Annotated in this window: 15 protein-coding genes and 2 pseudogenes; 9 read left to right on the top strand and 8 right to left on the bottom strand. The window is 67.2% G+C overall.

Annotated elements, in window-relative coordinates:
* The 3 genes from ASH01_RS22865 to ASH01_RS06720 form a co-directional block, all read left to right on the top strand.
* Nucleotides 1-103: integrase core domain-containing protein (locus tag ASH01_RS22865; protein WP_156415475.1), on the top strand; the 103-nt coding region annotated here is incomplete at its 5' end.
* Between the two features lie 251 nt (nt 104-354).
* Nucleotides 355-600 (top strand): hypothetical protein, encoded by a 246-nt coding sequence (locus ASH01_RS06725; RefSeq protein ID WP_056773324.1) that lies wholly within the window; start codon nt 355-357, stop codon nt 598-600.
* Between the two features lie 586 nt (nt 601-1,186).
* The gene (locus ASH01_RS06720; RefSeq protein ID WP_056773323.1) at nt 1,187-1,579 is read left to right on the top strand and encodes a tautomerase family protein; all 393 of its coding nucleotides are present in this window, start codon (nt 1,187-1,189) and stop codon (nt 1,577-1,579) included.
* A 428-nt stretch (nt 1,580-2,007) separates the two neighbouring features.
* Here the strand turns inward: ASH01_RS06720 and ASH01_RS23600 are convergent.
* From ASH01_RS23600 to pyrE, 3 genes and pseudogenes are all read right to left on the bottom strand, one after another.
* Nucleotides 2,008-2,564: pseudogene (locus ASH01_RS23600) on the bottom strand (phosphotransferase-like protein).
* A gap of 150 nt (nt 2,565-2,714) precedes the next feature.
* Nucleotides 2,715-3,251, bottom strand: coding sequence for a GNAT family N-acetyltransferase (locus ASH01_RS06700; protein WP_056773312.1), 537 nt, complete (start codon nt 3,249-3,251; stop codon nt 2,715-2,717).
* 129 nt (nt 3,252-3,380) lie between these two features.
* A complete protein-coding gene (gene pyrE, locus ASH01_RS06695) occupies nt 3,381-3,914 on the bottom strand; it encodes an orotate phosphoribosyltransferase (protein WP_235509552.1) in 534 nt (177 codons plus the stop codon).
* Between the two features lie 121 nt (nt 3,915-4,035).
* On the opposite strand from pyrE, the gene ASH01_RS06690 reads away from it, so the two are divergent.
* Nucleotides 4,036-4,272 carry a hypothetical protein gene (locus tag ASH01_RS06690; protein WP_056773306.1) on the top strand — a complete coding sequence of 79 codons (237 nt, stop codon included), beginning with the start codon at nt 4,036-4,038 and terminating at the stop codon, nt 4,270-4,272.
* 10 nt (nt 4,273-4,282) lie between these two features.
* Nucleotides 4,283-4,528, top strand: coding sequence for a hypothetical protein (locus ASH01_RS06685; RefSeq protein WP_056773335.1), 246 nt, complete (start codon nt 4,283-4,285; stop codon nt 4,526-4,528).
* Between the two features lie 15 nt (nt 4,529-4,543).
* On the opposite strand, the gene ASH01_RS06680 is transcribed toward ASH01_RS06685, so the two are convergent.
* On the bottom strand, nt 4,544-4,840 hold the full coding sequence (locus ASH01_RS06680; protein ID WP_056773303.1) for a hypothetical protein: 297 nt from the start codon (nt 4,838-4,840) through the stop codon (nt 4,544-4,546).
* Nucleotides 4,841-4,963: 123 nt separating this feature from the next.
* Between ASH01_RS06680 and ASH01_RS06675 the strand changes: the two genes are divergently transcribed.
* On the top strand, nt 4,964-5,437 hold the full coding sequence (locus ASH01_RS06675; RefSeq protein ID WP_056773296.1) for a hypothetical protein: 474 nt from the start codon (nt 4,964-4,966) through the stop codon (nt 5,435-5,437).
* Between the two features lie 92 nt (nt 5,438-5,529).
* On the opposite strand, the gene ASH01_RS06670 is transcribed toward ASH01_RS06675, so the two are convergent.
* The 4 genes and pseudogenes from ASH01_RS06670 to ASH01_RS22415 all read right to left on the bottom strand — a co-directional run bounded on the left by ASH01_RS06670 (nt 5,530) and on the right by ASH01_RS22415 (nt 8,340).
* Nucleotides 5,530-5,919: a hypothetical protein gene (locus tag ASH01_RS06670; RefSeq protein WP_156415473.1), complete on the bottom strand. Its 390-nt coding sequence runs from the start codon at nt 5,917-5,919 to the stop codon at nt 5,530-5,532.
* Between the two features lie 464 nt (nt 5,920-6,383).
* Nucleotides 6,384-6,569, bottom strand: a pseudogene (locus ASH01_RS23995) (SDR family NAD(P)-dependent oxidoreductase); the annotation flags it as partial.
* Between the two features lie 241 nt (nt 6,570-6,810).
* Nucleotides 6,811-7,767 (bottom strand): alpha/beta hydrolase, encoded by a 957-nt coding sequence (locus tag ASH01_RS06665; RefSeq protein ID WP_056773290.1) that lies wholly within the window; start codon nt 7,765-7,767, stop codon nt 6,811-6,813.
* 192 nt (nt 7,768-7,959) lie between these two features.
* Nucleotides 7,960-8,340, bottom strand: a complete 381-nt coding sequence (locus ASH01_RS22415) for a UBP-type zinc finger domain-containing protein (protein WP_082619556.1) — start codon at nt 8,338-8,340, stop codon at nt 7,960-7,962.
* Between the two features lie 377 nt (nt 8,341-8,717).
* Between ASH01_RS22415 and ASH01_RS06660 the strand changes: the two genes are divergently transcribed.
* The 3 genes from ASH01_RS06660 (at nt 8,718) to ASH01_RS23900 (ending at nt 11,776) form a co-directional block, all read left to right on the top strand.
* Nucleotides 8,718-9,428: an alpha/beta fold hydrolase gene (locus ASH01_RS06660; protein WP_056773287.1), complete on the top strand. Its 711-nt coding sequence runs from the start codon at nt 8,718-8,720 to the stop codon at nt 9,426-9,428.
* A gap of 172 nt (nt 9,429-9,600) precedes the next feature.
* Entirely contained in the window at nt 9,601-9,981 is a 381-nt protein-coding gene (locus ASH01_RS06655) for a cupin domain-containing protein (RefSeq protein ID WP_056773284.1), read from the top strand.
* A 1-nt stretch (nt 9,982) separates the two neighbouring features.
* On the top strand, nt 9,983-11,776 hold the full coding sequence (locus ASH01_RS23900; RefSeq protein ID WP_056773282.1) for an FAD-dependent oxidoreductase: 1,794 nt from the start codon (nt 9,983-9,985) through the stop codon (nt 11,774-11,776).
* The last annotated feature ends 9 nt before the right edge of the window (nt 11,777-11,785 follow it).

Raw genomic sequence — 11,785 nt, 5'->3', positions numbered from 1 at the left:
GCCAGCATGGCTCCACGAGTACAACCACCACCGACCCCACACCGCCTGCGGGAACAAGCCACCCATCACCCGCTTAACCAACCTGTCGGGTCAGTACAGCTAGAGCAGCGGCGCGACCACGACCGTTGACGCCTCCCAGGGGACGGATGCCGAGCACCAGAGCAGCTGCACCCTTACTCCGCGCGCGTCAGTTTCTGGTGGTGGATGTGGCTGACAGCGCTCAGTGCCGGTCTCACGGTGGCCAGCTAGGTCGAACGATCGGCTCCTTGAGTGGCCGCAGCGGCCCTCGGGGCCAGCGCACACTGCGCGGCAGGTGCGGTCACGGGTGTCAGTGAGGGGTGGGATGCTGCGCCCATGCACCAACGCATCGCGCAGGCGGGCAATACCGTCGTGCCGGCGCTCCTAGCGGTCGAGTCCCTCGGGTTCGCCGTCAAGGTCATCGGCACCCACGTCATGGCTTGGCGTGGTGAGGAGGAGTACTTGGCCGACGATGCCGTGGCTCTCCTTGGCCTTATCCGGCTGGTCGAGATTCGCTCGTGGGATTGGGCCGCGAGCGATGCCCAGATCGAAGAAACGCTGCGCCGTTACGAGATGGGCTGAGAATCCGCGCATCTGCTCGATCGCGTCTCGCCGCTGGTAGAGTCCCGTGCTCAACGCGGCATGGTCGGACGTCCCGACCTCAACCCGGAACGCCCTTGCGTCAGGGCGGGTGCCACGCGGCGGGGGTCCCACGACGAATACGCCCAGGAATGTCATGCTCCGCATGGCGTTAATCAAGGGTCGCGTGCAGAGGAAGCAGGACAGGACGGCATGGCGCCTAGCAACATGCAAAAGAGGCTGGTGATGCTTTTGGGGGCCATACTCCTGGCGGGCTATGCGTATTTAGTCTTCAGTGTCCTCTCGCCCCGATGGGTTTCAACGCTGAACTTCGTACTGCTGCTCGGCGTCGCGGCCGTGTACCTAATCAGAAGGCGAGCCAAGGGCTTGGGGCGCTCAGGCCGGCGGCCGCGAAGTCGGTGATCGGTGGCATCTCGAGGGGCCGATGTCCGCGCCGAGCGTCACGATGGTTGAACGTCTCCGGCGCGGCAGTTGCGGACGTCGGTACGAAGTCCGAACGCCCTCCCGGCATGCGAACCGGAGCCGGCCGTGGAACCATGAGCGGCCGCACCGAGACCGAGAAGGATCCATGCCCAGCACCTTGATCGAAGTCCGCCGGAAGTACACGCCTGACCAGCAGGTCGCCTTGATGAACGCAGTGCACGAGGCGCTTGTCGCGGCCTTCAAGATCCCGAACGACGACCGCTTCATCCGGCTCACGGAGTTCGAGCCGCACGCCATGGTCAACGGTCCGGGCGAGGGCGTCGCGGACACGTACATGCGAGTCACCATCGACTGTTTCTCCGGTCGTTCCATCGAGGCCAAGCGAGATCTGTACCGGCAGATAGTCGTGCGGCTTGCCGTCCACGGCATCCCTCACGACCACGTGTCGATCTTGCTGCGCGAGAGCTCGCCCGAGAACTGGGGCTCGGGTGGCGTCCCTGCAAGCGACTATGACTTGGGCTTCAAGATCGAGGTTTGAGAACGCACTCCCGCGGCATGATCGGGCGAGCGTAGCCGCCCTCAACGCGGCATGAGGGTGCGTGCGGGGCTGTGGTCGAGGCAGATGGGGCCTTGAAATCGCGGCCAGCATGGTCGAGCGGCCTCCGACGAGCAGCAGCGTCGGCTCCTGGGCCGATACTGAAGGAGTGAGTCCAACGGTGATGGGTGTGCTCCTCGCAGTCTTGGCCGTTGGAGCCGTCAGCCTTTGGGTGCTCGAGGATGCTCAGTCCCAGATGGAGCGCAACCGACCCGTCGTCGCGACCATAGGCGACCTCACGATTGACAGGCCCCAGGTGTGGGCAGCCCTTTGCCTACTGGCTGTAGTGCTGTTCCTGCCGCTCTACCTCGTGGCCCGAAGTGCCAACTAGCGGCATGTCCGGTAAACGCCTCGCGCTCACGACCGGGTGATTAGTCGACGATGCCGAGCGCCTTCACGATCTGTGCGGCCGTCTCGGCTGGGGTGAGGTCATCGGTGTCGATGAAGAGATCCCACTCGTCGCCCGCCAGGACGTCGAAGTGACCGCGGGAGTTGCCCAGCTGCTGCCCTTTTGTCCGGGCTCGTTCACGTCCCTCGAGAACAGGAAGGGACGCCGTCAGCCGCACCCAGAAGGTGGAGGATGCTCGCAGGTCTCGATGCAGGCGGGCATGATGGAGTCGTCGATCGGCATCTCGTCGAGGATGACGTTGTTCCCCGCCGCCAGCAGTGCGTTGACTGCGGCACGCATCCCGGTCAGCAGTCGCGCGCCGTCCTCGCCGTAGTAGATCCTGGCGCGTGGCGAGCCGTCCGCGTCGAGGGTCTCGTCGACCCAGAGTCCTCGACCAGGCCGGCGGGGGTGGTCGCGCCACTCGTACGGGAACATCGAGAAGAAGTGGTCGAGGCCGACGTGCAGGTACGGCTCGCGAAGCGTCAGCTGCAGCTGCTCAGCAACCGAGGTCTTCCCGACGCTCGAGACACCAACCAGCACGATCGCGCTACCAGTCACAACCGGCAGTCTCGCAGGAGCGAGTCTGCCCTGAGCGCGGGCCGCTCCTCGGGCGCGGTCGCGGGCAACGTGCGGCTGGGCGAGTGTCTGTGCAGGTTGCCGCGCCCTGACCGCGCCGCGACCGCGAGGGGGTCACTCGGCCAAATGCGCCAAGGTGCAGTCGTCGAGCCAGCGACCGTCCCTACCGAGGACGGCGAGACGCTCGGTGCCTTCAAGGCGAAACCCGTTCTTGGTCAAGACGCGGATGGACGCAACGTTCTCGGCGAACGCCTTCGCCACTACACGCCGGATCCCAGCGTGGTGCAGAGCCGTCACCAGCAGCCCGGTTGCCGCGCTGGCAATGCCTCGGCCCCCGTGGTCGGGGTTGACGGTATAGCCCAGGTAGAAGTCGTGGACGTCCGGCTCGGGGCCGAGGGACTCCGGGCGGTACCGCCGGCCGCCGATGTCGCCGACGACCTGCCCGTCCACCAGCACCGCGCAGAGCACGGAGTCTGGCTCCGCGAGGCGGTCGGCGATCAGGGAGCGGGACTGCTCAAGGGTGTCGACGGTGCGGGTGATGTAGGCCTGGCACTCCGGGCGACGCTTGTAGGCTAGGAACGCGGGAGCGTCAGCTTCTTCGGCAGGGCGCACAGTCACGCGGCCATCGGTCAAGGGCCAAGGGAGTTCCATACCGACTGGACCGTAGCCCATCACTCCACCTGACAAACTCACCTTTACGGCTCGCTGGCAGCGGCATGGTCGGGCGATCGTAGTCGCCCTCAGAGCGGCATGAGCGAGCATTGCGCGGTGACGTGCTGCTCAGCCTAGGACTTCGTCCAGATCCGCCTTTGTCATGACCGACACGGTTCTCAGGCCCACCTCGTGCAACGTGTTGGCGCCCGGCTCGGACCGGTCGATGGCGCACACCACGCTATGCACGGTCGCGTCCAGCTCCCGGAGCGCTACCGCTGCGTTCCGCGCGGCACCGCCCGTGGTGATGATGTCCTCAACGAGCGTGACCGTGCGGTCAGCGAAATCGCCGCCCTCGGCCAGCCGGCAGGTGCCGTACGTCTTGGCCTGCTTGCGCACGAAGATCGCGGGCAGCCCGGTTAGGGCGCTGACCATTGTTGCGATCGGGACACCTCCGAGCTCGAGCCCACCTAGCACCTGCGTATCCGAGGGCAACAAGGGCACCATGTGCTCGGCCACCAGCCGCAGCAGGTGCGGGTCTCCCTCGAAACGGTACTTGTCGAAGTACTCGTCCGTGATGCGTCCACTGCGAAGCGTGAACTCTCCTCGGATACGACATGTCGAGTCGATGACGGCAGTGAGTTCACGAATGTCGGTGGGCACGAGCAACATCGTGCCACTGGACCAGGAGAAGCAGCGTCTTCAATGAACGCACACGGAGCGGCATGTCCGTGCGTCAATCAATGGTTGACATTTGATGCGTCGTCAACCTAGTCTTGACGTCGTGGAGGTGACGGAGTCGGCCCTGAAGCACGGGATCGACGAAGCCGACATCGGACACGCATGGACCAACGCCATCCGGCTAGTCGAGTACGAGTATGGCGGCGAGGACCGTCTTCTCGTGATCGGCCCGGACCGACACGGTCGGATGCTGGAGCTCGTCGCCGTTCCAGTCGGAGAACCCACCCGGATCATCCACGCCGACCGACTACGACCCAAGTTCTTCGACTACTTGAGATGAGGTGAATGACATGGCAACCCTGAAGACCAACCACGACCGCACCGGTTTGGATCAGCTCGACCCGTCGACTCACCCGGCCCGTGATGCCGCGTCCTTTCGCCGCATCATCGCCGCCCGAAACCAGCTCGCGGATGCCGAGCAGGAGATGCGTGAGGCTGTCCGCGCAGCCCGTGCGGCGGGCGACTCGTGGACCGTGATCGGTGCTGCACTCGACATCTCACGTCAGGCTGCCCAGCAGAGGTTTGGGGAGCGCTGACGGCGGCATGAACGGTCAGTGCTGGTGCTGATCCATCGCCGACTCAATCGCGATGAAACTTCCGAGTCGGGTTGTGCGCGGCCATGGCGGCGTCTCGCGCCTCGTGGTCCAGCTGAGGTGCACGATCGCGAATGTGCCGTCCGATCCGCGATAGACCACGCAGTCACAGCCCTCGCACTTTGCGATGGCGGTTAGGTCTAGCCCGTGCAGTTCGTGACCGTCGGCGATCTCCGCCGCCGCTTCATCCTCGAAGGCCCGAGCGCTTTCGCCTTCGGCTCGGCGCCAAGGCTCGCGGAAGTCGGTCGATGTCATGAGGGCAGAGTGGCACGCAAGCGCGCAACATGCGGTCCCTGAACCGCGCGGCCTGCGGCATGAGCGGATGTGTGAGCGTGCGCCTACTGGCCGCAGAAAGCCGTTCCTGACAAGATCAGCGCCGTGAGCAGCGAGATCTCGCCAGGGGCAGAGAGTGTGGTCTCCGGGTTGCTGGAAAAGCTCAAGATGTACACCGGTGATGAGCATTCCAGGTACGCAGAGACGACGGTTCCCGGCGGCGACGAGTCAGACATCCTGGATGTCCTGATCCAGACCGCCGAGTCGACTTCGGCGTTCGCGCTCTGGTACGGCGAAGGCCTGCCGAAGTCGTGTGACGACGACGGATTTGCAGCCGTGGCAGAGTGTGTCCGCGCACCTGACGGCAGCATCATCGCCTGGTACGAGGAAGTGCGAGCCGACGAGAACGAAGAACCATACGAGCGCGTCCGCATCCTTGTGGCGTTCCGGTCTGATGACCTCGTCGTCACGCTGAACCGGTATGCCGAGGCTGGACCGACACAGCCCGTCGACCCCTGGGAGTTCCCTTCACTACAGGCCCTCGCCCTCGCGCCGACGTGGCGCGACGCGGCCGGCTGATCGCGCCATGCCCGGCGAACCGGACCTCTTGCCCGTCGCAACGGGAGCAAGCCCGCTCAGTGGCACGCCCGGGTCGGCGGCCGATGAGAACGTTAGGCCGGTAGCAAATCCACGAGGTATTGGGCCCCCGCCACTCTGTCGGCGGCCCGGCTCAACCGCACCACTTCGTTGGCGCGGATGACAGGACCGAACGTGCGCGTGTCCGACGGCTCCCCGGGCACACGCACCAGCTGGTGCTCGATGAGCTGGATGTCCTGAAGGCGCCAGTCCATTCGTGAGTCAGGAATCGCGAACGCGTCCCACTCGTGGTCCGCGACGACCCCAAACCAGCCTTCGGCCTTGAGCATCTCGTTTGGAGCCGGAGGATGGAACTGCTCTGACCAGGGTTCGAAAGCGGGAGAGTCGACGGCGCCCTCAATGGCGCAGTAGGTCTCGGGTTCAGCAATCACCAGCCAGCCCGGCAGTTGGATCAGGGCGGCCATCGGGCTTGTCACCGCCTGGCATCGGCCGGTGACTTCGTACCGCACTCGGCCTACGTCGTCGGCGTGAACTTCTCGGGCACCTTCGAGCGACTGGTCGGACACATTCAGGTACGAGGCGTTCAAACGCAACCCGCAGTCACGGAGGACTGCGCCCGGCCCGACTTCAGGGACCTGTCCGTCACCGATCAACCATGTCTCAAGCGATACCCACACGCCTGCACCCTAGGTGTCGTTGTCTCGGATTGGAACGGATATAGCACGCGTGGCGGCATGGTCGGACGTCCCGTCCTCAACGCGGGAGTCGGGTGTTCGCCGTTGGTACCGAAGCGCTACCAGGGCAGGGTCTGGCCGTCCCGGAAGAAGCCGCCGGTGGGTCCGTCGTCGGGGAGCGTGGCAGCGGAAAGAACGGAGGCGGCGCCGTCCTCGACAGGGCGAGCCGCCATCCGCTCAGCCCCTGGCCATGTCGCCGTCAGACCTGGGCAGACCGCATTGACAAGGATGCCTGTGCCTTCGAGCTCGGCAGCGAGGGTCGCGGTCAGAGCCCCGAGCGCAGCCTTGCTGACTCCATAGCTCGCTGCGCGGCCGCCGCGCCTAGCTAAGCCGAAGACCTCGTCTCCGTGCGACCCCGCACCGCTAGAGACGTTGACGATGCGAGGGCGAGCGCTTTCTCACAGGAGCGGAAGGAATGCCTGGGTTACCTCCCAGGTCCCGAATAGGTTGGTCTCCATTACCGATCGCGCGAGGTCGAGGTTGGCGTTTGAACCCAGCGTTCCAGTCGACGAGTCAGATGCTGATTCACCTCGAGCTGTCGCTGGGATGTGGCCCTTCATGTCCGCGCCTTCTGTGAGGAGTGAGTGGTGGGCTGTGAGGGGTGCGCCTGCTGTCCGGCGCTTAGGTGCGCAGCGCGCGACGCAGTACCGCGGTCGCCTGCGTGATCGCGCCTTGGGCGGCGTCTGTGACACGGAGCGGGTTGAGCCCGACGAAGTCGTGGATGGCGGCTTGGTAGCGCACGGACACGACGGGGACGCCCGCCTGCCGAAGCTTGTGGGCGTACGCCTCTCCCTCGTCCCGAAGGACATCGGCTTCTCCGACGATGATGAGGGCCGGCGGGAGCCCGGCCAGCTGCTCGACGGTGGCCTGCAGCGGCGACGCCGTCGGTTCGGTGCGCTGCTTCGGGTCGGCGAGGTACTGGTCCCAGAACCACTGCATGGTGTCGCGGCGCAGGAAGTAGCCCTCGGCGAACTGGTGCGAGGACGGAGTGTCGAAGGTGGCGTCCGTGACCGGGTAGAAGAGGACCTGCTGGACGAAGTGGACCCCGCCGCGCTCCTTGGCCAGAAGTGTCGTCGCGGCAGCCATGTTGCCCCCGACGGAGTCACCGACGATGGCGAACCGGTCGGTGTCGAAGTTCTGCCCCGCACCGGACTTGGTCACCCACTGGGCCACGGCGAAGATCTCCTCGATCGCGGTGGGGTACTTCGCCTCGGGGGAGAGGCTGTAGTCCGGGAAGACGACCGCGGCGTGGCTCCCGACCGCGAGCTCACGCATGAGCCGGTCATGGGTGGCTTTGCCGCCAAAGACCCAGCCGAGTCCGTGGATGTGCAGGATCACGGGGAGTGGTCCGTGCGCGCCGGGCGGGCGGACCACGCGGATGCTGACGTCTGCCTCGGGGCCGGGAACGGTCAGGTCGCTGATGTCGGCGTACGGGGCGTGCACCGGTTCCGACTGCAGGGCGTTCAAGGCGCTCCGGGTGTCCTCGACGGGGAGCTGGTGCGTGAAGGGCGGGTTCGCGTTCGCGTCGGCGAACGCTTGTGCGGCTCGCTCGACAACCACTTTCGCGTCATCGGTCATCGTGGGCTCCTCCGGTCGGTGGCTGGCCGCACGCACCCGTGCGTGCGGGTTTGCTGGAGCAGGGGCCGCGGGCATGCTGACGAGGTTTGCCGACGTGAGGAACGATCGTCATCGGTCGCATGACTGCCGTGCGGCTTCGGCGAGACCTGGACGTCTCTCTCGGAGCGGGTCGATCGTCCTGGCACGGGGTGCTCAGTGCAGCCGTCGGCGCCAGTCTTCGGGGACGCGCCCGGATGGCCCGGGACTTCCCTGCGCGGCCGGGCGTGATGTCGGTTCCGAGAGTGCAGGTCCGAGGAACAGCTCTCGCGTGGGGTAGTCGTAGAACCACGCTTCGTCCGGCTCGAAGGTCTGGATCACCCGGTGCCCGGTGAGGCGGTAGTGGCCGCTGGCATGCTGGCCGGGGGATGAGTCGCAGCATCCGATGTGGCCACACGTGGCGCACCGGCGCAGGTGCAGCCACCAGCCCGGAGGCGTGGCTGACTCGCAGTCGGCGCAGCCGTCCCCGGATGGGGACGCGTCGAGGTTGATGACGTCAAGGTCGGGCGCAGTCTTGTCGGGTTCCGGCCGGGTCATCGGCGCTCCTTTCGTCATCGCGACGGCCTCGTCGTCGCCGTCGCGCTTCCCTTATCGAGCGGCTTCGAGCCGATGTCCGCATCGGGTCAATGACTGCCTCTCGTGTCCTTCGTGTCCTCTCATGGAAGACGCGTGCTGAAAGCTCGCGTGGTCCTCCATCACCGGGCGGTTGCCGCGCCGAGCGGGCTCGTCGGTTTCTGCCGTGACAGCGCCGCGGAGCGGCTTCTGCAGTCGAATGGCGGATGCGCGGGACCGCGCCGAGGCGTCACCGTGTCGGGGCCGGCTCGGCCGGCATCCACCTCGTCCGGATGCCGAAGTCACGTTCGCGACGAGGTGGGCTCGGGAATCCACGCCGCCATCGATCATCAGGAGCTCGCATGAAACCGACCGTCATTCTCGTCCACGGCGCCTTCGCGGAGTCCTCGAGCTGGGACGGGGTCGTCGCCACGCTGCTGGGCCAGGGCTATCCCGTGATCGCCTGGGCCAACCCGCTGCGTGGCGTCGCGTCCGACGCCGAACAGCTGACCGCCGTCGTACGCAGCATCGAGGGCAAGGTGGTGCTGGTGGGTCACTCGTACGGGGGCGCCGTCATCAGCAACGTCCCGGCTGATGCCGGGGAGGTCACCGGGTTGGTCTTCGTCGCCGGCTTCGCGCTCGAAGCAGGCGAAAGCTGCGCGGACGCCTCGTCGCTGGTGGCCGGCGGCACCCTGGGTGACACCCTGCGCAGCGTGCCGTTGCCAGGAGACGTTACCGACCTGTACATCGCGCAAGACCGTTACCACGCGCAGTTCTCCGCCGATCTGCCGGCAGAGGCTTCGGCCACCATGGCTGCGACCCAGCGCCCGATCGCCGAAGCCGCCCTGTCCGAGCCGTCCGGCGCCACCGCGCTCTGGAAGGAGGTGCCCAGCTGGTTCGTCTTCGGCGAGCTCGACCACAACATCCCCGCGGGCGCGCACCAGATCATGGCCGACCGAGCGAAAGCGCAGAAGTCGGTGGAGGTTCCCGGTGCGTCGCACGTGGTCGGCATCTCGCATCCGGACGAGGTCATCACCATGATCACAGCCGCCGCCGAGGCCACAGCGGGCTGACATGCGGCCTTGCCTGACGGCACGTCTCGCGGGCGGCCATCTCCGTTCTCGCCGATCGCAGTCGGGTGACCGACGAGCCACCGGTGCGCATCGGCAACGGTGACAGAAACGATCGCCGCTGCCGCCGACGAGGCCGACGCGTCGTCGTGAGCCCGAACCCAGGAGGCACCCCTTGACATCGCACCCCGCCGAACCAGCCGCTGCCCGGGCGCGTCCGGCTGATGAGCTGGCGTCCTCGCTGAAACGCACCGAGGTGCAGCACAGCAGCTCGTCCATCCCCGGACGCGACATCGTCCAGGTGCTCACCGAGATCCCGGTCGGAGTCGAGTCCGGGTGGCACTTCCACCCAGGGGAGGAGGTCGGCTACATCATGTCCGGGACCGTGCAGATGCAGATCCGGGGCCAGGACACCCTGATCCTCGACGCCGGGGACGGCTTCCTGATCCCACCGCGGACACCGCACAACGCGTTGGACCTTGGTCCCGGCACGGGGCGGATGCTGTCCACGTACATCGTCGAGGTGGGCGAACCGGTCGCGACCCTGGTGACCTGAGGTGTCCGAGCATGACGGCGCGTCGACCGCCACCAGCGCAGGCCAGGGCGGGGCCGCGGCGGTCATCCTGACGGTAGATGATGACCCCGAGGTGTCGCGGTCGGTCGCCCGCGACCTGCGCCGTCGTTACGGGCGCGACTACCGGATCGTGCGCTGCCAGTCCGGCGCTGAGGGCCTTGCTGCCCTACGGGAGCTCTCGTTACGCGGCGTGCCGGTGGCGTTGCTCGTCGCGGACTACCGGATGCCGCAGATGTCCGGGATTGAGTTCCTCGAGGAGGCGATGGACCTCGTCCCGTCAGCGCGACGCGTCCTGCTGACCGCCTACGCGGACACCGGAGCTGCCATCGACGCGGTCAACGTCGTCGACCTGGACCACTACCTGCTGAAACCATGGATCCCCGCAGAGCAGCTGCTCTACCCGGTGCTGGACGAGCTGCTGAGCGCCTGGCTCGCAGGTGGGCACGCGGTTCAGGCCGATTTGCGTGTCGTCGGTCACCAGTGGTGCCGACGGACCGCGGACCTGCGTGACTTCCTCGCTCGGATCCAGGCCCCGTACCGGTGGTACCCCGTCGAGCAGCCAGAGGCGCTTCGGCTGCTCGAGGCCGCCGGCGCGGATGCGGCCCGGCTGCCCGTCGTCATCACCGCGGACGGGCAGGTCCTGATCGCCCCCAGCCACACGCAGGTCGCGGACGCGCTGGGTCTGGGCACAGCCCCATCCGAGCCGATGTACGACCTCGTCGTCGTTGGCGCGGGACCGGCAGGGCTCGCGGCAGCGGTCTACGGCGCCAGCGAGGGACTGCGCACGCTGCTCGTCGAGCGGACCGCTGCCGGCGGCCAGGCGGGGCAGAGCTCGCGCATCGAGAACTACCTGGGGTTCCCCGACGGGGTGTCCGGGGCTCAGCTGGCCCAGCGGGCCCGCCGGCAGGCCCTCAAGTTCGGCGCTGAGATCGTCACGACCAAGACGGTCGTCGCCCTGCACGGGGCCGGCTCGCAACACAGCGTCGTCCTCGACGACGGCGTCAGCGTGGGCGCCCATGCCGTCATACTCGCCACCGGAGTCTCCTACCGGCGCCTGGCAGGTGACGGCATGAACGAGCTCACCGGCCGCGGCGTCTACTACGGCGCGAGTCCGCGCCAGGCGGAGGACTGCGCGGACAAGGACGTTGTCATCGTCGGAGGCGCGAACTCCGCCGGGCAGGCCGCGGTGCACTTCGCACGTCAGGCCCGGTCGGTGACCATAGTGGTGCGCGGCCCTTCGCTCGACGCCTCCATGTCCCGCTACCTGATCGAGCAGATCGAGGCGCTCGAGAACGTCACCGTCAGGACCTGCACCGAGGTAGCGGCTGCACACGGAGACGAGCACCTGACGGCCGTCGCTGTGCGTGATGTCCGGGACGGTCGACCCGAGATGTTGCCGACCGGATGGCTGTTCGTCTTCATCGGAGCAGAGCCGCACACCGGCTGGCTCCACGGCGTCCTAGCCCGAGACAGGCACGGGTTCATCATCGCGGGGCCTGACCTGCACCACGGGCTACCGGCAGAGCGCGTCCCCGTCACCGCCCGTAGCGCTGGCGCTCGGAGACCGGCCGACCCGGCGCCCGCAACGCCCCCGGCGCCCCCGGCCGCGTCGACGATCTGGCCGCTGGACAGGGCCCCGTATCACCTCGAGACGAGCCTGCCGGGGGTCTTCGTCTGCGGTGACGCGCGGGCGCAGTCCGGCAAGCGCGTCGCCTCCGCCGTCGGTGAGGGGGCGATGGCAGTGATGCTGGTGCACCGCTACCTGGCCCAGCCGTGACCAGTTCGG

Source organism: Terrabacter sp. Soil811 (assembly GCF_001429655.1).
Classification (GTDB): Bacteria; Actinomycetota; Actinomycetes; order Actinomycetales; family Dermatophilaceae; genus Terrabacter.
This window is presented reverse-complemented; position numbering and strand designations above follow the sequence as displayed.

Excerpts from the sequence above, each read along its gene's own strand:
- ASH01_RS06680 (WP_056773303.1), bottom strand. The coding sequence starts at position 4,840 with ATGACATCGACCGACTTCCGCGAGCCTTGGCGCCGAGCCGAAGGCGAA.
- ASH01_RS06725 (WP_056773324.1), top strand. The coding sequence starts at position 355 with ATGCACCAACGCATCGCGCAGGCGGGCAATACCGTCGTGCCGGCGCTC.
- ASH01_RS06660 (WP_056773287.1), top strand. The coding sequence starts at position 8,718 with ATGAAACCGACCGTCATTCTCGTCCACGGCGCCTTCGCGGAGTCCTCG.
- ASH01_RS06720 (WP_056773323.1), top strand. The coding sequence starts at position 1,187 with ATGCCCAGCACCTTGATCGAAGTCCGCCGGAAGTACACGCCTGACCAG.
- ASH01_RS06685 (WP_056773335.1), top strand. The coding sequence starts at position 4,283 with ATGGCAACCCTGAAGACCAACCACGACCGCACCGGTTTGGATCAGCTC.
- ASH01_RS22415 (WP_082619556.1), bottom strand. The coding sequence starts at position 8,340 with ATGACCCGGCCGGAACCCGACAAGACTGCGCCCGACCTTGACGTCATC.
- ASH01_RS06700 (WP_056773312.1), bottom strand. The coding sequence starts at position 3,251 with ATGGAACTCCCTTGGCCCTTGACCGATGGCCGCGTGACTGTGCGCCCT.
- ASH01_RS06670 (WP_156415473.1), bottom strand. The coding sequence starts at position 5,919 with ATGGCCGCCCTGATCCAACTGCCGGGCTGGCTGGTGATTGCTGAACCC.
- ASH01_RS06665 (WP_056773290.1), bottom strand. The coding sequence starts at position 7,767 with ATGACCGATGACGCGAAAGTGGTTGTCGAGCGAGCCGCACAAGCGTTC.